This window comes from Bradyrhizobium sp. AUGA SZCCT0176, assembly GCF_018130145.1.
GTDB lineage: Bacteria > Pseudomonadota > Alphaproteobacteria > Rhizobiales > Xanthobacteraceae > Bradyrhizobium.
The window spans coordinates 129580-148743 of the sequence record NZ_JAFCMB010000008.1 but is presented as its reverse complement, the minus strand read 5'-3'; the positions used below and the strand labels follow the sequence as shown (position 1 = coordinate 148743).

Below are 19164 nucleotides of genomic sequence, written 5' to 3'. Positions count from 1 at the left end.
CGGCTTGACCGGCGTCCCCGGAAACCATTGCCGAGGCCGACCGAGGCTGTCGATCGAATACAAAGCGGGCGGCTTCGGCAAGGGCGGAAATGATCAGGAGACTGATGATCGGGGGCAGGCTGCGCCGCGCTTACCAGCAGCTCAAGACTGCAACTCGGGCCAGGAGCATGCGGGCGCGGCAACGACCTCACGCAACCAGACACAAAAAAAGCCCCGGATGATGCCGGGGCTTTTGAGCTGCTGATTTAGCAGAGATCAATATGTCGATCAGTACTTGGCGACGACCGGGCCACCCCAGTTGAAGCGGTAGACCAGCGAGGTGCTGATGGTCTGCACGAAAGGCTTGAACGTGATATCGCGGCCAAACAGGGCGTTGGTGCCATCAAGGCGTTCCGAGAGACGCTTGCTGTCGAGATAGGCAGCGCGATATTCAGTTTTCATGAACCAGCCCGGCGCGGTGATACCGAAGATGTTCAGGTTGTTCTCGACGCCGCCGCCGACGAACGCGCCACCGGTGTTGAAGCGATCGGTGTGCAGACCGGAAGCAGTACCGGTGTCCGAATTCAGCAGCGTGCTGCCCGTCCAATACGTTCCGGTGTAACCGGCGTTGACGTAGGACAGAACGTTCGGGGCGACGAGATAGCCGAGGCGAGCACCGACGGCCCAGGCGGTTTCCATCTTGGTGGTACCGACGATACCCCCGGTAATCGAACCTGCGCCGATCACGCCCGCATCGCCGATATTGCCCTTGAGGCTGCCAAACGTGCCGTCGCCGAACACGCCGAACACCCACGATGGGCTCGCTTGCCAGTCATAACCAACGCCGACAGTGCCGAACCATCCATCACCACCCGTCCGGGTGTTCGTGCAAATAATGCAAGTACCGGTCGCGGTAGCATCGACGCCTCCGTTGGCATCCCAGACGCCGCCGCCGCCACCGCCGAAAATGTAAAAGCCCGTCCAGCTCGGAGCCATCGCCACCGGAGCCGGAGCCTTGGCATAGCGGGGGGCCATGTCGGCTGCGAGAGCCGGAGCGCTGAATGCCGCAACTGCGGTCAGAGCGATCGCTAATTTCTTCATTATTCAAACCCTCAATCTTAAGCGTCGTAAACCGACCGCCCAAATGGTGCGCTTGCACCGATTCCCGAAACCCAGTGTCAGGACTATACGCAGTTCCGCCTGAAATGCTGTTGCAGAGCGGCCACATGCCTGGAAAAACCGATCAGCTGCCCTACCGAACCTGTTGGCTGCCTTGCGCACAAAAAAGCCCCGGACGATGCCGGGGCTTTTGAGTTGCTGATTTAGCAAAGATCAGTACTTCGCAACGACCGGGCCACCCCAGTTGAAGCGATAAACCAGCTCGGTCTTCGCGGTGTAGACGACCATTTTCCGTGAGTCGATGTTGCCGAACGGGTCGGTACCAAGATCAGCAGCGCCGCACCGGCCGCCAACAGCCGTACAGGTGAGGCGCGAGTCCTTGCGATCGTACCAGGAAGCGCGACCTTCGCTCTTTACGAACAGGCCCGGCAGGAAGTCGAGCTGATATTCGAAGCCGCTGCCGACGAAGAATCCATCGAAGGTCCGGCCCGGAACCGTAAGGCCGGTTGCGGTGGCCGTAGTGATCTCTCGCAAATTATAGGCTTCGGTATGAGCCTGCGTGTAGCCGGCGTTGAAGTAGGTCAGGAACGACGGGGTCACGAGATAACCGATGCGACCGCCAACAGCCCAGTTCCAATCCATCTTCGATTCGCCGACGAAGGTCGCGCTGGGACCGAACACGCGCCAAGCGTGGTCACCCTTGATGTCGGAGTAGGTGCCGTCGGCGAACGCGCCGACAACCCAGCGACCGCTGAACTGATAATCGCAGCCGGCCCCAGCCGTTGCCAACCAGCCATCCGAACCGGACGTGTTGTTCAGCACGTTGAGGGCGTTCGGCGCAGCAAAATCGCGCGAGTCGCGGTCGGTACGGGAGATGCCGTAACCGCCACCGCCGCTGATCCAGCAGCCGGTCCAGCTTACGGCCGGTACAACCGGAGCCGGAGCCTTGGCATAACGGGGAGCCATGTCGGCCGCCAGAGCCGGGGCAGTCAATGCTGCCAGCGCGGTCAGAGCGATCACAAATTTCTTCATTGTCGAAACCCTCAAAATTAAGCGTCGTAAACGACCGCCCAAACGGTGCGCTTGCACCGATTCCATAAACCCAGTACCGGGAATATACGCGGTTCCATCTAAAATGCTGTTGCGGGGAGAACACATCCGCTCGAAAAGGAACCGCGGGAAAGAGCCTGAAAAATAGGCACGATCAGGTGCCCCATGGGGTGAAACAGGCCGAATGATGGCTGGCAAAGCCCGACAATCGCGTGCCGTCGCCGAGATCGCCCCGGAGGTCACACGTCCAGCAGATCCTCGCTGGCAAACTCCGCCTTGTCGGTGATGAAGGCGAATCGGGCCTCTGCCTTGGTGCCCATCAGCCGCTCGACCGAATCGGCGGTGCCTTCGCGGTCGTCGGCCAGCAGCACCACGCGCAGCAGGGTGCGCTTGGCCGGATCCATCGTGGTTTCCTTGAGCTGCGCCGGCATCATCTCGCCGAGGCCTTTGAAGCGGCCGACATCGACCTTGGCATTGGCGTTGAATTCGCTTCTGAGCAGCGCGTCCTTGTGGGCGTCGTCACGGGCGTAGACCGTCTTGGCGCCGTGGGTGAGCCGGTAGAGCGGCGGCACTGCGAGATAGAGATGGCCCTCGTCGATCAGCCGCGGCGTCTGCCGGTAGAAGAAAGTGATCAGCAGCGAGGCGATATGGGCACCGTCGACGTCGGCGTCGGTCATGATGATGATGCGGGAATAGCGCAAATCTTCTTCACGGTATTGCGCGAGCGTGCCGCAGCCGATCGCCTGCATCAGGTCGGAGAGCTGGGCGTTGGCGGTGAGCTTGTCCTTGCCGGCGGAGGCGACGTTGAGGATCTTTCCGCGCAAGGGCAGCACGGCCTGGGTCTTGCGGTCGCGCGCCTGCTTGGCGCTGCCGCCGGCCGAGTCGCCCTCGACGATGAACAGCTCGGAGCCTTCGGTCGCGGTGTTGGTGCAGTCGGCGAGCTTGCCGGGCAGCCGCAGCTTCTTCACTGCGGTCTTGCGCGAGGTCTCTTTCTCGGCGCGGCGGCGCAGCCGCTCGTCGGCGCGCTCGACGACGAAATCCAGCAGCTTGTTGGCCTGCTGCGGATTGCCGGACAGCCAATGGTCGAACGGGTCCTTGATCGCCTGTTCGACGATCTTCTGGGCCTCGGCGGTGGCGAGGCGGTCCTTGGTCTGGCCCTGGAATTCCGGCTCGCGCACGAACACGCTGAGCATCACGGCCGCGCCCACCATCACGTCTTCCGAGGTGATCGGAGCGGCGCGCTTGCCCTGGCCGATACGCTCGGCGTGATCCTTCAGGCCGCGCAACATCGCGCTGCGCATGCCGGATTCGTGGGTGCCGCCGTCGGGCGTCGGCACGGTGTTGCAATAGGAGGAGAGGAAGCCGTCGGCGTCCGCCGTCCAGGCCACCGCCCATTCGCAGGCACCGTGGGCGCCGTTGCGTCCCGATTTGCCGGAGAAGATATCCGGGTGCACCAGCGTGTCGGCATGGATCGCGGCGGCCAGATAATCCTTCAAACCCCCGGGGAAGTGGAATTCGTCCTCGGCCGGCACCTCTTCGAGGCCGCGCAGCAATTCAGGATCGCAGCGCCAGCGGATCTTCACGCCACCGAACAGGTAGGCCTTCGAGCGCGCCATCTTGAACAACCGTTGCGGCTTGAAGGCCGCCTTGGCGCCGAAAATCTCGGTGTCGGGCTTGAAGCGGATGGTGGTGCCGCGGCGGTTGTTGATCTTGCCGAGCTCCTGGAGCTTGCCCTTGGGATGACCACGCTCGAAGGTCATCTTGTAGAGTTTTTGTTCGCGTGCGACCTCGACCTCGAGGAGCGAGGAGAGGGCGTTGACCACAGAGACGCCGACGCCGTGCAGGCCGCCCGAGGTCTCATAGACCTTGGAGTCGAACTTGCCGCCGGAATGCAGCGTGCACATGATGACTTCGAGCGCGGATTTCTTCGGAAATTTCGGATGCGGATCGACGGGAATGCCGCGGCCATTGTCGGTCACGGTCAAAAAGCCGTCGGCGCCGAGTTCGACCTCGATGAAGGAGGCATGGCCTGCCAGCGCCTCGTCCATGGCGTTGTCGATGACTTCGGCGAACAGATGGTGCAGCGCCTTTTCATCGGTGCCGCCGATATACATGCCGGGCCGGCGCCGGACCGGCTCCAGACCTTCGAGCACCTCGATATCGGCCGCGGTATAGCCGGCTTCGGCGCTGTTGGACCTGGCGGCGACCTTCAGCGAGGCGCGGCCCTTTGATTCATCGGCCCCGAACAAGTCGCTGGCGGATTTAGTTTTGGCAGCTGTTTTCAATGGCTTGGGCATGGTTCTTCATGTGATGCGCGCAACCTGGCGCAGCGAATCGATCTGTCTGACTATGCCACGGATGGGCTTAAAAAGTGACGGCCGGGCCGAACGCTGCAACCGCTCGGGCCGGCCGTACCACGAGATAAGTGCTGTTGTCAGGGCGGAACACGGGAGAGGGGGTAAATCACGCACCGCGTCCGCCTTTGTGACTTGAAGTCACGCAACGGGCTGGCGTACCTGTTCCAAGGCCATGGGCTCGCGGGTTTGATTCAATGGCCGGATTGGGGCTGGGAAGGCGTTTAAGGGATGCAAGATTTTGCGCGCGCCCTGGCTGATTTCGTGCGCGATCATCAGGCCTGGGCAGCACCGGTTGTGCTGCTGCTGGCGTTCGGCGAATCGCTGGCGTTCGTCTCACTGGTCGTTCCGGCCTGGGGGGCTCTGGTCGCGATCGGCGCCCTGATGGGCGTCAGCGGCATCAACTTCTGGCCGATCTGGATTGCCGGCGGCATTGGCGCGGGGCTCGGTGACTGGGTCTCCTATTGGTTCGGCTTCAAATACAAGGAGCAGGTCGCTCAGATCTGGCCGCTGTCGCGCTATCCGGAAATCCTGCCGCGCGGCGAGGCCTTTGTAAAAAAGTGGGGCGTGCCCTCCATTTTCATCGGGCGGTTCTTTGGACCGCTGCGGGCGTCGGTGCCGCTCGCAGCCGGCATTTTCGAGATGCCGTATTGGCCATTCCAGATCGCCAATTTCGTCTCCGCGCTGGTCTGGTCGGCAGCGTTGTTGCTGTTTGGCGACGTGATCGCGCACATCATCGAATGGGTGTGGCGGTTGTTGTGACGCAAGCTCGCCCTGCCGGAATAAGCCGCCGGGGGCAGGGGTTAGCTCTCATGATGGGGAACACCGGGCTGCCTGCCGTCGCACCGGCGTCATCGCGCCAGCACTTAAGGGCTGGTAGAAGCGGCGGCAACCAGGGCCGAGAACACGTCACACGGACACGTCGATAAGCGGAAAATCCCGCGAACCGCATTCATCGTCTCACTGGAGGACATCACATGGATTTGACACGACGTTACGCACTCGCCGGTGCCGCGGCTCTCGCTGCTTCGCCTCTGTTGCCCAGCATGCCGGCCAAGGCGGCCGCGCCGATGGCCGACAAACAGGCGCCGAGCTTCTATCGTTACAAAGTGGGGGACGCGCAGGTGACCGTCATTTCCGACGGTGTGAACACGTTTGCGCTCGGCGATAGCTTCATCACCAACGTGAAGAAGGAGGAGGTCGCCGCGGCGCTCGAGAAAGCCCACATGCCGAAAGACAAGGTCAGCATCCAGTTCGGACCGCTGGTCATCAACTCCGGCGGCAAGCTGATCGTTCTCGACACCGGTAACGGCCCGGGCGCCTTCGCCTCCAGCAAGGGCGCGGTCGGCCAGTTCGCAACCAATATGGCCGCGGCCGGCATCGATCCGAAGTCCGTCGACATGGTGGTGATCTCGCATTTCCACGGTGATCACATCAACGGACTTCTGACCGCGGAGAACGTGTTGGCATTCCCCAACGCCGAGGTGTTGGTGCCCGCCACTGAATGGAAATATTTCATGGACGACGGCGAGATGGGCAAGCAGACCACTGAACGCATGAAGGGTGTGTTCGCGAATGCCCGTCGCGTTTTCGACGCAGGCCTCAAGAAGAAGGTGACACCGTACGAGTGGGGCAAGGACGTTGTCCCTGGTCTGCTCGCCGTGGAAACCGCCGGCCACACCCCGGGTCACACCTCCTATGTATTGTCGTCGGGTTCGGGGAAGGTGTTCGTCCAGTCGGATGTCACCAACATCCCCTATCTCTTCGCCGCCAATCCGGGCTGGCACGCCTTCTTCGACCAGGACGCCGCCATGGCCGAGAAGGCCCGGCGCAAGACCTACGACATGGTCGTGGCGGAAAAGCTCATGGTGCAGGGCTTCCACTATCCGTTCCCGGGCCTTGGGAATGTGGAGAAGGACGGCAGTGGGTATCGCGTGGTGCCAGCGCATTGGAACCCGGTGATTTAGGCTTTCCTTGCCCCAACGATCGAGCCAAGGCCGCCCTTCGGGGCGGCCGTTGTGTTCTTCCCCGGTGTTTTGGCTTGACGGTGGAACCGCGCGGCCCTATAGGCACGCCCATGATCAACGCTTCGACCAGCATCATCGCCTGCCGCCGCCGCATTGTCGCGGTATGGGCGGTTGTCTGCGTTTAAGATCATCGCCTCTGCCGCCGGATACGATCCGCGGCTCTTTCCCTTCAAGACACGCGGTTTGATCTGGCGGCTCCTACGTCAAGCAGGAGTTTGAAATGTATACGCCGCCTCCGTTCAAGCCCGACCGTGCCGCCAGCCTGGCGTTTGCGGAAGCGCGCGGCTTTGGCCTCGTCTGCGCGTGGGATGGCGCCAAGCCGATTGCCTCACCGCTGCCGTTCTATCTCGGCTTTGCCGATGACGGGACGCCGCGCGCGCTGTTTCATGTTGCCCGTCATAATCCGCTGGTAAAGCTTGCCGGCGGGACCTCGTCCTGGCTGCTGGCCGTGAACGGCGCGGATGCCTATGTGTCGCCCGACTGGTACGTCTCGCCCGATCAAGTGCCGACCTGGCTCTATCAGGCCGTGCACCTGACGGGCACGGTACGGGCACTGTCCGACGACGAACTGGCCGAGCAGATCGAGACGCTCAGCGCCAAGTTCGAAAACTGGCTGTTGCCGAAGAAGCCCTGGTTGTCGTCGAAAATGACGGCCGGGCGGCTGGACGCCATGAAGAAGGCGATCGTGGGACTGGTGATGACGGTTGAAGAGATCGAGGGCAGCTTCAAATTGAACCAGCACAAATCCGACGCCGACTACTCAGCCATCAGCAATGCGCTGGCGTCACAGGGTGAAGCTGATGCAGCCGAGATTGCGGGCCTGATGCGCGAGGCGCGCCCGCAGGCTTTCATGACCGACATTACCGACACAGCAGCAACGAACGAAGCGACGACGCTTGAAAGGAACGCGCCATGACCCTGACCGATATCAAGCCGCAAACGATCGGCGACACCAGGAAGCCCACCATCTTTGTCGATGGCGCGTCCGGAACGACGGGCCTTGGTATTCAGGAGCGGCTGCGCCTGCAGGGCGACGTCGCGCTGAAGAGCATTGCCGAGGACAAGCGCAAGGACGCCGGCGCCAAGCGGGCGCTGATGGAGGAGGTGGATCTCGTGATCCTCTGCCTGCCGGACGATGCGGCGAAGGAAACCGTGGCGCTGATCGACGGCATGGGCGCCAAGGGACCCAAGGTGCTCGACGCCTCGACGGCGTTTCGCGTCGCGCCCGACTGGACCTACGGTTTTGCGGAACTCGCGCCTGACCAGGCCGACAAGATCCGGAGCGCACGGAAAGTCTCAAACCCGGGTTGCTATCCGACCGGCGGGATCGCGCTGCTGCGGCCACTCGTGGATGCCGGTCTGCTGCCGGCGGACTATCCGATCACCATCAATGCCGTCAGCGGTTATTCCGGCGGCGGCAAGTCGATGATCGAAAGTTTCGAGGCCGGCACCGCGCCGTCCTTCGAGCTCTATGGCCTTGGCTTCGAGCACAAACATCTGCCGGAGACGCAGCTTTACTCGCGCCTGACGCGGCGGCCGATTTTCGTTCCGTCGGTCGGCAACTACCGGCAGGGCATGCTGGTGTCGGTGCCGTTGCATCTCGACGCGCTTCCGGCCAAGCCCGATGGCGCCCAACTGCATGCCGCACTCGCAAAGCGGTACGCGGGCAGCAAATATGTTTCCGTGATGCCGCTCGAATACGCGACGTCAAAAACCGGACGCATCGAACCCGAGGCGCTGAACGAGACCAACAAGCTCGAACTGTACGTCTTCGCGAGCGAGCAATATCCGCAAGCCGTTCTCGTCGCGCGTCTCGACAATCTCGGCAAGGGCGCCTCCGGAGCCGCCGTGCAGAACATGCGGCTGATGCTGGGGTTGGCCGACAGTTAGGCCAAAGCCTTACGCTCAAGCCGGCATCACGCCATCAGCGCGATGCCGGCGCTGCCCGTTCGGCCGTCGGGGGCTTGCGAGCGCATCCCAGAACCGCAGAATCCATAGTTGCGTCCGGCGAAGGCGGGTCTACTGTTTTACCGCAACACGCGGCTGATGCTGAGCCTCGCCGACAGCGAGAGGAATTCGTGGACGAGGCGACGCTTCAATTCTACCGCGGCCATGCCGAGGCTTACGCGGCGCGCGAGATCACCTCGCGTCGGGCAAGGCTGGAGGCGTTCCTCTCGCTGCTTCCGCCTGGTGCTGCCATTCTTGAACTCGGATGTGGCGCCGGCGGCGACACCGCTGAAATGCTGGCGCGGGGCTTTGACGTGTCGCCGACGGATGGATCGCCGGAAATGGCCGAGGTGGCCTCGCGCCGTCTCGGCCGCCCGGTCGGGACGCTGCTGTTCCATGACATCGACGCGGTCGAGACTTATGACGGCGTGTGGGCCAATGCCTGCCTGCTGCACGTTCCGCGCGATGAACTAACGCAGGTGCTATCGCTGATCTGGCGCGCGCTGAAACCCGGCGGCGCTTTCTTTGCCAGCTTCAAGACCGGTGACGCTGAAGGCCGCGACACGCTGGGCCGCTACTACAATTACCCGTCGCCGGATTGGCTGCGCGAAACCTACGCCAGCGCGGGCAACTGGAATTCACTTGAAATCGAGACCGGCGAGGTCATGGGCTTCGACAACCAGTGGGCACCGATGCTGTTTGTCGTGGCCCGGAAAAGCCTCTGATCCGATGGTCCTTCAGTCCGGCAAGACAATTTTCCGCGTCCTGATCGTTCTCGCGATTGCGCAGGTCATCGGATGGGGCACGATCGGGCTTCTTGCGGTCGTGGGCGGGCAGGTCGCCGCCGATCTTCACATGGACATCTCGGCGGTGTTTGCCGGCAACTCGATCTTCTATGTCCTGATGGGTCTGTGCGCTCCGATCCTGGCAAGGCCGTTCACGCAATTTGGCGCCCGCCGGGTGATGATCGCGGGGACCATCATCGGTGCGCCAGGCTTCGTCCTGCTCTCGCTCGCACACGGCCCGATACAGTTTTTCGCTGCGTGGGTGATCCTCGGCACGGCCGGCAGCGCCACGCTGGCCACGGCCGCCTACATCATGCTCAACGAGATCGCCGGGCGGGATGCGAAGCGCGGCATCGGCGCCATGATGCTGGTGACCGGGCTTTCCAGCAGTGTTTTTTGGCCCACCACGTCGTTTCTGTCAGATGTTATGGGCTGGCGCGGAACCTGTCTGGTCTATTCCGGGATGCTGCTGCTGTTGTGCCTTCCGCTCTATTATTTCGGATTGCCGCGTCGAACCGAACCAAAAGATGAGGCGATTTTCGCGGCGCAGCCGGCGGGCACGTCACCTATCGTGAAAAAAAGCACGTTCTTGCTCATCCTGGCTGCGCTCGCGCTCAATGCATTCGTCGCCTTCGGATTCAGCGCCGTGCTGATCGAGCTTCTGAAGGTGGAGGGCCTGTCGCCGGCCACGGCCGTTACCTTCGGCTCGATGCTGGGCGTGATTCAGGTCAGTGCCCGGGGATTGGATTTTCTTGGCGGCGGGCGGTGGGATGGGATCACGACGGGGCTGTTTGCCGGCTCAGCTATCCCTGTGGCGATGTTTCTGCTGATGATCGGCGGCGGATCGCATTGGGCGATCGCGGCCTTCATTCTGCTGTATGGCATGGGCAGCGGCGCGTTCGCAGTCGCCCGGGCGACCATACCCTTGGTGTTCTACGACCAGGCCGAATTCGCCAAGGCGACCTCGCGCATTGCGCTGCCGCTCAACCTCATTTCCGCAGCTTCGCCTCCGGTTCTTGTTGGCTTGCTGACGAATTTCGGCAGCAACGCGCTGCTTGGCCTTGCGATGGCATGTTCGTGCGGGGCTCTCCTGATCCTGCTCTGGCTCAGGAAATTGCGTCCGACGACCGGGGCGATGGCCGCGAACTGATCGGGATGCAGGGGGTGCCGGTATCAGAGGCAGTGGAAGATCGCCAGCGCCAGCACGGCCCGTGCGGGGCAGCCGACGGTGACGGCCAGGGTGGCGGAACACCGGTGGTGGGACTTGAGCAGATCGCGCTGTTTCCCGTGATTCGACGGTCGCCAGTATTGACCGGCATTGCGACCTTTAGTTGAATGACCCACCGCGTCATGGCACACAGCCGTGGCGGATGGGGGCAGGATGTCGCGTATTGCGATCGTCATCGGGGTCAACAAACCGAAAGCGCCTGCGCCTCTGCAAGGCGCGGTGAACGACGCCAAGGCATTTTCCGACTGGATCGCCAAGCAGGGTTTTGAAGTAAGGACCTTCACCGACGACAAGGGGCCGGTCGCATTCGCCAGCATTTTTAACGAGGTCGATCGCGTCGTTGACGCGGCCACCTATTCGCAGGTCGTCTTTTACTTCGCCGGCCATGGCTTTCAGAACGGCAGTTCGGAGATCTGGTTGCTCTCGGGCGCTCCGAACAACGCCAGCGAAGCGATATCTGTGGAAGCCTCGGTGATGGCGGCCCGGGAAAGCGGGCTCAAGAACGTGGTGTTCATCTCGGACGCCTGCCGGTCGATCCCCTCGCGAATGCAGGATAGCCGCGTCGATGGCGGCTCGATCTTTCCCAACGTGCCGCTTAAACGGCGTACGCGACCGGAGATTGATCGCGTGTTCGCAACGCTGCCGTCGCTGGTGGCGGTGGAAGCCGCGAAGGCGGACGACAACGCGCGCCTGGGAGGCATCTTCACGAAGGTGTTTATGGCGGGCTATCTCAATCCGCCGCCGGCCTTCATCGATAAGGTCCCGGAGAACGGCGGACTCATCGAGGTTGTGACAAACCGTAAACTCAAGGAGTTGATTTACGAACGGGTCCAGGATGCGGCCTCGGAAGAAATGCCAAAGGCAGGGCAAACTCCGGAGTTCATCCTGGAATCGGTACAGGCCTATGTTGGTCGTGTTGCGCGCGTTACCAGCCCGTTGAATGAGACGGGCTCGGGATTGGAGACCCTCGGTCCCCGAAGACGACCGGCCATGCGGAAACGTCTCCGGCGTGAGGCGCCCGTCCCGTCGGTGGCTGCACTGGCACTCCAGGCAATCGAAGCGGCTGCTCAGGGGCAGGGTGCCCGGGACGCGGCCGCGGCCGTTCGGAAAATCGGCCATGGCGCCAGCATATCCGACGTGATCGACCGCTATCTGGTTGACGCCCCGGTCGACCATTTTGAGACTCAGACCGGCTTTGCGGTGACCGGTGCGCAGGTTGTCGGGGCAACCTCGCCGCAATTTCCAGCCGAAATTCTAGGAACACAACTTGTACGCCTTCATCCGGCACGTATCGACGTTCCCTCGACAAGCGTGCTGATCGAATTCGACGGCGGCAGCGGCACGGTGTTGCCGGGATTGCGCGGTTACATCGGGCACGTCTTCGTCGACGGCGGCAGGGTAAGCAACGTCAATTACGTGCCATCGACGAACAGCAAACGGTGGAGCGAGTACCAGAACGTGCGCCGGGATATAGAGGCATTGCGCGCCGCCGTTGCGGCTGCCGCCAGCCTCGGCGTGTTTCGGATTGCGCCTCAGGAAGCACAGGCATTCGCCAACAATGTAAGACAACTCAAGGTATTCGATCCCGCGCTTGGTCTGTATGCCGCGTACGCCTTTGCCAGTGCCGGTATCGACGATCAGGTCGAATCGGTACTCGAGTACATGCGCCGGGACTTGGTCGCGGAACTGTTTGACGTTGCAATGCTGGCGCGCCGAGGAGTTCGGCCGCGCGAAGCCGGCGCAGATGCCGCAACCGATCTTCCGATCCTGCCGTTCTGTCCGATGTTGCGGCAGGGCTGGTCATTGCTGGCAGTGCGAGACGCCCAATTGCCGGATGCCGTGCGCAAGGCACGCGATTGGTTGCTACCGGCCCTATGGACCACTTTCGCGCCGCAAGGCGTCGAGCTTTTACGCGAGGCAATAAAGCGGGGCGATTTGCAATGAGACTGCTGCTGATCCATGGCCGGGCGCAAGAAGGCAAGTCGTCGAAGGTCATCGAGGACGAGTGGATGGCCGCGCTTGGTCGCGGATTCTCGGGTATCGGCGTCAGAATGCCAGCCGGCCTGCAGATCGACGCACCTTTCTACGGCGACGAACTCCTGAAGCAACTGGCGCGTCACGACCTGCCTCCCGCCGACGGCGTCGCGACACGCGGCGGTGCCATGAACGACGAATATGCGGCATTCCTGGAAGATGTGGCGATCCAGCTCAGGAGCGATGACAAGGTTACGCATCGCGAGGTCGAAGAGGAAATGGGGCCGGTACCGCAGCCGCGTGGTCCCGAAAACTGGGAATGGGTTCAGGCCATCATTCGCGTCATCGATCGCCGCACCCCCGGCGTTTCAAACTACAGCATCGGACAATTGCTTCGTGACGTGTTCATCTACGCCAACGATTCCAAAACCCGGCGCGAGATCAACAAGATTGTGGCGGCTCAACTGACGAACGAGCCCACCGTAATTGTCGCCCACTCGCTTGGCTCCGTCGTTGCTTATGAGGTGCTGCGAGAGCATGCCGGCAACTCCGTGCCGCGGCTCGTCACGGTCGGATCTCCGCTTGGAATCCGCGCAATTCGCGACAAGCTCGCAACGCCGCTCACGATGCCGACCGGGATTCGGGACTGGTACAACGCATTCGATGACCGCGATGTCGTCGCGCTCTATCCGCTCAATGCCGAGAATTTTGCTATCAAGCCGCCGATCAAGAACTACCCGTTTGTGAATAATCACACCGACAATCGGCACGGCATCGCCGGGTATCTCGATGATGCCGATGTCGCCACTCAGATCGCCGCGGCGCTCGGCGCCTGACGGACCTACGCACGACCTGACAGGGCACGCTTCCGTGAAGAAGCCGTGCGGTGGATGCACGTAACGTTCGGGATGCCTTTCAAAGCACCTGGAAGATCGCCAGCGCCAGCACGGCTTGCGCGAGGAAGCCGACGGTGAAGGCCAGGGTGCGGAACACCGGCAGGCCCAGCGTGTAGACGATCAGATGGGCGACGCGGGACCAGAAATAGACCATGCAGGCCATCACGGTCCATTTGGTGGAATAGTCGGCCGCGTTGAGGATCAGGACCAGGGGGGCGAAGATGATGAGGTTTTCGACCGCGTTGTCATGCGCGAACATCAGCCGGTTGGCCCATTCCGAATGCGGCTTGTCGTTGCGCGAGGGATTGGCCATGGCGCCGGAGAGGCCGCGGATCTGACAGCGATTGATGATGTAGGGGACCCACAGCAGACCGGTCAAAATCACGGTCAGCGTCAGCCAGAACAGTTCACGCGTCATCGTTTCCCCCTCGCTCGATTTCGATTCCCGATACGGGATATCAGCTTATAGCCAACCCTGCGGGCTTGCGCTACGCGCGGACGCGAACGTAGCTGCCGGGCGCATCCTCGATCGGCGGCATCGCCTCGGAGCCGACCGCGCGCGCGGGCACCATCTCGGCGTCGAGGCCCTCCAGCCATTGACGCCAGTCCGGCCACCACGATCCCTTGTGCTCGGTGGCGTTCTTGAGCCACTCGGCCAGCGTGACGTCCTTGATGTTGTCGTTGGTCCAGTACTGATATTTTCCCGACGCCGGCGGATTGACCACGCCGGCGATGTGGCCGGATCCGGACAGCACGTATTTGACCGGCCCGCCGAAGAACTGCGAGCCGTACAGCACCGAATCCGCGGGCGCGATGTGATCTTCGCGCGTCGCCAGATTATAGACCGGCACCTTCACCTTCGAGAGGTCGAGCAGCGTGTTATCAAGCACCATGCTGCCGGTGGACAGCCGGTTCTCCAGGTAGCAATTGCGTAAGTAGAAGGAATGGTTGGCTGCCGGCATCCGCGTCGCGTCGGAATTCCAGTGCAGCAGGTCGAAGGAGGAGGGCGGTTGTCCCTTCAGGTAATTGCTGATGACGTAGGACCAGATCAGGTCGTTCGAGCGCAGCATATTGAAGGCCATCGCCATCTTGCTGCCTTCGAGCACGCCGGCCGCCTGCATGTCGCGCTCGAGCGCCGAGATCTGGTCTTCGTCGACGAACACAAGCAGATCGCCGGCATGGGTGAAGTCGACCTGGGCTGCAAAGAACGTCGCCGAGGTGACGCGCACGCGGCGCTTTTCGGCGAGCCACGCCAGCGTCGAGGCGAGCAGGGTGCCGCCGACGCAATAACCCGCGGTATGAACCTTCATCTCGCCCGTGACCTTTTCGATGACGTCCATCGCGGTCAGCGGTCCCTGCCTCATGTAGTCGTCAAACGTCTTCTTGCCGAGTTCCTTGTCCGGATTGACCCAGGAGATCACGAACACGGTGACGCCCTGATCGACGCACCATTTGATGTAGGATTTTTCGGGCTTGAGATCGAGGATGTAGAACTTGTTGATCCAGGGCGGCACGATCAGCAGCGGCGTGCGCAGCACGGTCTCCGTGGTGGGCGTGTACTGGATCAGCTGCATCAGCTCGTTCTGAAAGATCACCTTGCCCGGCGTCGTCGCCATGTTGACGCCGACGACGAGGTTGGAGGGATCGGACTGGCGAATGCGCAACGTGCCGCGGCCGGCTTCGATGTCCTCGGCCAGCATCTTCATGCCGCGCACCAGATTGTCGCCGTTCGACGCCAGCGTCTCGCGCAGCACTTCCGGATTGGTGAAGACGAAATTCGACGGCGAGATCGCATTGCTGATCTGCTGGACGTAGAATTCGGCCTTCTTGCGCGTATGCGGATCGATGCCTTCGGCGTTCTTCACCAGTTCCTGCGCCCATTGCGTGGTGAGCAGGTAAAGCTGCATCACGAAGTCGAAGAACTTGTTGGTCTTCCACTCCGGATCCTTGAAGCGCTTGTCGCGCGGCGACGGCTCGATCGCGGGCGGGGCCTCTTCGCCGGCCATGCGGCGCACCGTCGAACCCCAGAGATCGAGATAGGCTTTGGCCATCTTGACCTGCAGATCGGACGCCCGCTCCTTGTCCGAAAGCCAGTATTCGGCGACCGTGCCGAAAGTCTTGATCACCTCGGCGATCTCATTCGGCGGTTTGTCCTTCGGCTCACCGTTTTCGCGCGGCTTCAGGTAGGCCGCGAGCGCCTGGCCACTGCTCTCCATGGCCCTGGCGATATTCATGGCGAAGGCTTCAGCGTTGAAGGATTTCGCAGCGTGGATTTCGGTGTTAACGTCGGTCATGTCTGGGACACTATAACTTCATTTCGAGTTCGTCACCGCGCCGATTGGCGGCGGTAGGTTTGGGTTAATCCTGTTGCACTGCGATAAAATTTCTCCGTTCGGACACATTGAAGCCGCACCGTTTGAGTTACCTGTTCTGGCTTTAATCGTTTCGGGCGACAATGGTTTGAAGGGTTGCGGAGAATTTGACGCAGCTCGACGATCCAGCGCTGCAAGGCGCATACCAACAGCTCTTGCCAGCGCGCGCTGTGCACACGATCTAAGGCAACGGGACAGGTATTGGGGACTTCCGGACGGATGCCGGTGGATCGGATCATAAGGCTGTGGTCGATGGCCGCGCTGCTCGCCGCCGCGCTCGCGGTCAGCGGCTGCTCGACGTCGATCGCGGATTTGCCAGGTGTCGGCGTGCCGGGCGACGCGCCCGCGCGTCCGAAGGAAGCCGGCGGCTATCTGCCGGTCCACGACCTGCCGCCGGAGCGCGACGAGGCGGTCATCAAGCCGGCGGAGCAGGCCAAGATCGAGGCCGAACTGCGTGCCGCGCGGGATCGTCAGGCGGCCGCGGCCGCTGCGCCAAACCCTGCTGCCAAATAACCTGTCTGTCTTGACGCGTTCGTGACGCGATCCTGCCGCCGCCCCGGATCAAGTCCGGGGCAGGCTTTCGCTTGAAAACGCTATAGTCTCTGGCGCTGCGGGACGCCCGTGCTAAAAGAGCCTTAATTCAACCGCATCACGGTCCGGCACTCAGGATCCTGCGCCTGAATTCGCTCTAAATCATTGATTGAGCGCGAGTTTTGGACGAGGCCGAATTCGGCTTCGAAAACCGCAGATTCTATCGATTCTGTCCCGCTGGTCGTCGGAGCAAGGGTCCCATGGAAGATTTCTACCGCATCCGCCGTCTGCCGCCTTACGTGTTCGAACAGGTCAACCGGGCCAAGGCGGCCGCGCGGAACGCGGGTGCCGACATCATCGACCTCGGCATGGGCAACCCGGATTTGCCGACGCCGGCCCATGTGATCGAGAAGCTGAAGGATACGCTGGGCAAGCCGCGGACCGACCGCTATTCGGCCTCGCGCGGCATTACCGGGCTCCGCAAGGCGCAGGCCGCCTATTACGCGCGCCGGTTCGGCGTCAAGCTCAATCCGGAAACCCAGGTCGTAGCGACCCTGGGCTCCAAGGAAGGCTTCGCCAATGTGGCGCAGGCGATCACCGCGCCCGGTGACGTCGTGCTGTGCCCCAATCCGAGCTATCCCATTCACGCCTTCGGCTTCCTGATGGCGGGCGGCGTGATCCGCTCGGTACCCTCGGAGCCGACGCCGCAATTCTTCGAAGCGGTGGAGCGCGCGATCATCCATTCGATCCCGAAGCCGATCGCGCTGATCGTCTGCTATCCCTCCAATCCGACCGCCTATGTCGCCGACCTCGATTTCTACAAGGATCTGGTGGCGTTCGCGAAGAAGCACGAGATCTTCATCCTGTCGGATCTGGCCTATGCCGAAGTCTATTTCGACGACAAGAACCCGCCGCCCTCGGTGTTGCAGGTTCCCGGCGCGATCGACGTCACAGTCGAATTCACCTCGATGTCGAAGACGTTTTCGATGGCGGGCTGGCGCATGGGCTTTGCCGTCGGCAATGAGCGGATCATCGCCGCGCTGGCGCGGGTGAAATCCTATCTCGACTACGGCGCGTTCACGCCGGTCCAGGTCGCGGCCACCGCAGCCCTGAACGGACCGGATGACTGCATTCGCGAGATGCGCGACACCTACCGCAAGCGCCGCGACGCGCTGGTGGAAAGTTTTGGCCGCGCGGGATGGGATATTCCGCCGCCAGCCGCCTCGATGTTCGCCTGGGCGCCGCTGCCGAAGGCCTTTGAGGGCGTCGGCAGCATGCAGTTCGCCACCCTGATGGTGGAGAAATCGGGCGTGGTAGTGTCGCCGGGCGTCGCCTTTGGCGAGCACGGCGAGGGCTATGTCCGCATCGCCATGGTGGAAAACGAGCAGCGTATTCGCCAGGCCGCGCGCGGCGTGCGCCGCTTCCTTGAAAGCGGCATTGAAACGTTGCACAACGTGGTTCCTCTCGCCAACCGGCGGTAGGCATGATCCCGAAAAGCGGACTTCCGGTTTTCGGAACCAGATCGTGCTTGGTTAGCTCTCTTCGGCAGGTTTTTTGGTCATGGTCGCACCCCTGAAAGTGGGCATCGCGGGGCTCGGCACTGTTGGCGCCGAAGTCGTCCGCCTCATCGAAGCGCAGGCGCGGACCTTGTCGGCGCGCAGTGGTCGCGGCGTGCGCGTCGTCGCCGTCACCGCACGCTCCAAGGTGAAGAAGCGCAAGCTCGATCTGCGCGGCATCGAATGGGTCAAAAGCCCGCTGGCGTTGGCCAATCACCCCGGCATCGATTGCTTCGTCGAACTGATGGGCGGTTCCGGCGATCCGGCGCTGTCGGCGATCGAGGCGGCGCTCAAATCAGGCAAATCAGTGGTGACAGCCAACAAGGCGCTGATCGCCAAGCACGGCGTGCGGCTGGCGAAGGCCGCCGAGAAGCATGGCGGCGCGCTGAACTACGAAGCGGCGGTGGGGGCTGCGATCCCCGTCATCAAGACCCTGCGCGAGGGGCTGGCCGGCACGTCAGTCAATCGCGTCTATGGCATCCTCAACGGCACCTGCAATTACATCCTGACCCGGATGGAGCAGGAGGGCCTGTCGTTCGCCGAATGCCTGAAGGACGCCCAGCGGCTCGGCTATGCCGAGGCCAATCCGTCGTTCGACGTCGATGGCCACGACACCGCCCAAAAGCTTGCGATCCTGGCCAGCCTCGCGTTCGGCACGAAGGTTGCACAGAGCGCGGTGTACGTCGAAGGAATCTCCTCGATCGCGCCGGAAGATCTGCGCGCCGCTGAGGAACTCGGCTATCGGGTCAAATTGCTTGGGGTCGCGGTGCGGACGGCGAAGGGAATTGAACAGCGCGTGCATCCGACCATGGTGCCGAAATCATCCTCGATTGCGCAAGTGATGGGCGTCACCAATGCCGTCACCATCGACGGCGAGGGCATTCCGCCAATCACGCTGGTCGGCCCGGGCGCCGGAGGTGCGGCCACCGCGTCCGCCGTCGTTGCAGACATCGCCGATGTGGCGCGCGGGATTCGCGCCAAGCCGTTCGGACGCCCGGTTGAGCGCCTGCGCGCGACCACAAAAGCGCCGATGGAACGCCATGAGGGCGGCTATTATATCCGCCTGATGGCGCGCGACCTCGCTGGAACCGCTGCCACCATCGCGACCCGTCTGGCGGAACAGAAGATATCGCTGGAATCGATCGTGCAGCGTCATCCCGACGGCGTTGATGCCAACGGGTCGACCAAGAAAGCGTCACCGGTTCCGGTTATTCTGATTACCTATGCAACCTCTGAAGATGCGGTCTATCGTGCGCTGGAAGCGGTGCAGCGCGACAAAGTGATCAGCGGCCGGCCGCAGGTGATACGGATTGAGAAGAACTAGCGCGCAATCCCCCGGTTCGCGC

Annotated in this window: 16 protein-coding genes; 11 read left to right on the top strand and 5 right to left on the bottom strand. The window is 62.3% G+C overall.

Features of this window, described 5'->3' with window-relative positions; all coding sequences use genetic code 11:
* Nucleotides 1-267: 267 nt before the first annotated feature.
* From JQ600_RS20530 to parE, 3 genes are all read right to left on the bottom strand, one after another.
* Nucleotides 268-1080 (bottom strand): outer membrane protein, encoded by an 813-nt coding sequence (locus JQ600_RS20530; RefSeq protein ID WP_212389742.1) that lies wholly within the window; start codon nucleotides 1078-1080, stop codon nucleotides 268-270.
* Nucleotides 1081-1311: 231 nt separating this feature from the next.
* Complete coding sequence (locus JQ600_RS20525; protein WP_212389743.1) at nucleotides 1312-2196, bottom strand: outer membrane protein; 885 nt, start codon at nucleotides 2194-2196, stop codon at nucleotides 1312-1314.
* Between the two features lie 191 nt (nucleotides 2197-2387).
* Complete coding sequence (gene parE, locus JQ600_RS20520) at nucleotides 2388-4445, bottom strand: DNA topoisomerase IV subunit B (protein WP_212389744.1); 2058 nt, start codon at nucleotides 4443-4445, stop codon at nucleotides 2388-2390.
* 288 nt (nucleotides 4446-4733) lie between these two features.
* Here parE and JQ600_RS20515 point away from each other — a divergent pair, with 288 nt between their 5' ends.
* From JQ600_RS20515 to JQ600_RS20480, 8 genes are all read left to right on the top strand, one after another.
* A complete protein-coding gene (locus JQ600_RS20515; protein ID WP_212031317.1) occupies nucleotides 4734-5264 on the top strand; it encodes a DedA family protein in 531 nt (176 codons plus the stop codon).
* Between the two features lie 215 nt (nucleotides 5265-5479).
* A complete protein-coding gene (locus tag JQ600_RS20510) occupies nucleotides 5480-6469 on the top strand; it encodes an MBL fold metallo-hydrolase (RefSeq protein ID WP_212389745.1) in 990 nt (329 codons plus the stop codon).
* Between the two features lie 280 nt (nucleotides 6470-6749).
* Nucleotides 6750-7445, top strand: coding sequence for an FMN-binding negative transcriptional regulator (locus JQ600_RS20505; RefSeq protein WP_212389746.1), 696 nt, complete (start codon nucleotides 6750-6752; stop codon nucleotides 7443-7445).
* Nucleotides 7442-8419, top strand: coding sequence for an N-acetyl-gamma-glutamyl-phosphate reductase (gene argC / locus JQ600_RS20500; protein ID WP_212389747.1), 978 nt, complete (start codon nucleotides 7442-7444; stop codon nucleotides 8417-8419). The genes JQ600_RS20505 and argC overlap by 4 nt, the downstream gene beginning before the upstream one ends.
* 188 nt (nucleotides 8420-8607) lie before the next feature.
* A complete protein-coding gene (locus tag JQ600_RS20495; RefSeq protein WP_212389748.1) occupies nucleotides 8608-9201 on the top strand; it encodes a bifunctional 2-polyprenyl-6-hydroxyphenol methylase/3-demethylubiquinol 3-O-methyltransferase UbiG in 594 nt (197 codons plus the stop codon).
* A gap of 4 nt (nucleotides 9202-9205) precedes the next feature.
* Nucleotides 9206-10411 (top strand): MFS transporter, encoded by a 1206-nt coding sequence (locus JQ600_RS20490; protein WP_212261801.1) that lies wholly within the window; start codon nucleotides 9206-9208, stop codon nucleotides 10409-10411.
* Nucleotides 10412-10642: 231 nt separating this feature from the next.
* Nucleotides 10643-12433, top strand: coding sequence for a caspase family protein (locus JQ600_RS20485; protein WP_212490066.1), 1791 nt, complete (start codon nucleotides 10643-10645; stop codon nucleotides 12431-12433).
* On the top strand, nucleotides 12430-13299 hold the full coding sequence (locus JQ600_RS20480; protein ID WP_212261793.1) for an alpha/beta fold hydrolase: 870 nt from the start codon (nucleotides 12430-12432) through the stop codon (nucleotides 13297-13299). The genes JQ600_RS20485 and JQ600_RS20480 overlap by 4 nt, the downstream gene beginning before the upstream one ends.
* A gap of 79 nt (nucleotides 13300-13378) precedes the next feature.
* Here JQ600_RS20480 and JQ600_RS20475 read toward each other — a convergent pair whose 3' ends face one another.
* Together JQ600_RS20475 and JQ600_RS20470 are read right to left on the bottom strand one after the other, a co-directional pair.
* Entirely contained in the window at nucleotides 13379-13777 is a 399-nt protein-coding gene (locus JQ600_RS20475) for an MAPEG family protein (RefSeq protein WP_212261790.1), read from the bottom strand.
* A 70-nt stretch (nucleotides 13778-13847) separates the two neighbouring features.
* Entirely contained in the window at nucleotides 13848-15653 is a 1806-nt protein-coding gene (locus JQ600_RS20470; RefSeq protein ID WP_212389750.1) for an alpha/beta hydrolase, read from the bottom strand.
* 297 nt (nucleotides 15654-15950) lie between these two features.
* Between JQ600_RS20470 and JQ600_RS20465 the strand changes: the two genes are divergently transcribed.
* The 3 genes from JQ600_RS20465 (at nucleotide 15951) to JQ600_RS20455 (ending at nucleotide 19142) form a co-directional block, all read left to right on the top strand.
* Entirely contained in the window at nucleotides 15951-16244 is a 294-nt protein-coding gene (locus JQ600_RS20465; protein ID WP_212389751.1) for a hypothetical protein, read from the top strand.
* Nucleotides 16245-16522: 278 nt separating this feature from the next.
* A complete protein-coding gene (locus tag JQ600_RS20460) occupies nucleotides 16523-17743 on the top strand; it encodes an LL-diaminopimelate aminotransferase (protein ID WP_211995011.1) in 1221 nt (406 codons plus the stop codon).
* 79 nt (nucleotides 17744-17822) lie between these two features.
* Nucleotides 17823-19142, top strand: a complete 1320-nt coding sequence (locus tag JQ600_RS20455) for a homoserine dehydrogenase (RefSeq protein WP_211995012.1) — start codon at nucleotides 17823-17825, stop codon at nucleotides 19140-19142.
* The last annotated feature ends 22 nt before the right edge of the window (nucleotides 19143-19164 follow it).

Coding starts and splice junctions, on each gene's coding strand:
- JQ600_RS20460 (WP_211995011.1), top strand. CDS start 16,523: ATGGAAGATTTCTACCGCATCCGCCGTCTGCCGCCTTACGTGTTCGAA.
- JQ600_RS20530 (WP_212389742.1), bottom strand. CDS start 1,080: ATGAAGAAATTAGCGATCGCTCTGACCGCAGTTGCGGCATTCAGCGCT.
- JQ600_RS20480 (WP_212261793.1), top strand. CDS start 12,430: ATGAGACTGCTGCTGATCCATGGCCGGGCGCAAGAAGGCAAGTCGTCG.
- JQ600_RS20525 (WP_212389743.1), bottom strand. CDS start 2,196: ATGGAATCGGTGCAAGCGCACCGTTTGGGCGGTCGTTTACGACGCTTA.
- JQ600_RS20490 (WP_212261801.1), top strand. CDS start 9,206: ATGGTCCTTCAGTCCGGCAAGACAATTTTCCGCGTCCTGATCGTTCTC.
- parE (WP_212389744.1), bottom strand. CDS start 4,445: ATGCCCAAGCCATTGAAAACAGCTGCCAAAACTAAATCCGCCAGCGAC.
- argC (WP_212389747.1), top strand. CDS start 7,442: ATGACCCTGACCGATATCAAGCCGCAAACGATCGGCGACACCAGGAAG.
- JQ600_RS20465 (WP_212389751.1), top strand. CDS start 15,951: ATGCCGGTGGATCGGATCATAAGGCTGTGGTCGATGGCCGCGCTGCTC.
- JQ600_RS20515 (WP_212031317.1), top strand. CDS start 4,734: ATGCAAGATTTTGCGCGCGCCCTGGCTGATTTCGTGCGCGATCATCAG.
- JQ600_RS20455 (WP_211995012.1), top strand. CDS start 17,823: ATGGTCGCACCCCTGAAAGTGGGCATCGCGGGGCTCGGCACTGTTGGC.
- JQ600_RS20505 (WP_212389746.1), top strand. CDS start 6,750: ATGTATACGCCGCCTCCGTTCAAGCCCGACCGTGCCGCCAGCCTGGCG.
- JQ600_RS20470 (WP_212389750.1), bottom strand. CDS start 15,653: ATGACCGACGTTAACACCGAAATCCACGCTGCGAAATCCTTCAACGCT.
- JQ600_RS20475 (WP_212261790.1), bottom strand. CDS start 13,777: ATGACGCGTGAACTGTTCTGGCTGACGCTGACCGTGATTTTGACCGGT.
- JQ600_RS20510 (WP_212389745.1), top strand. CDS start 5,480: ATGGATTTGACACGACGTTACGCACTCGCCGGTGCCGCGGCTCTCGCT.
- JQ600_RS20485 (WP_212490066.1), top strand. CDS start 10,643: ATGTCGCGTATTGCGATCGTCATCGGGGTCAACAAACCGAAAGCGCCT.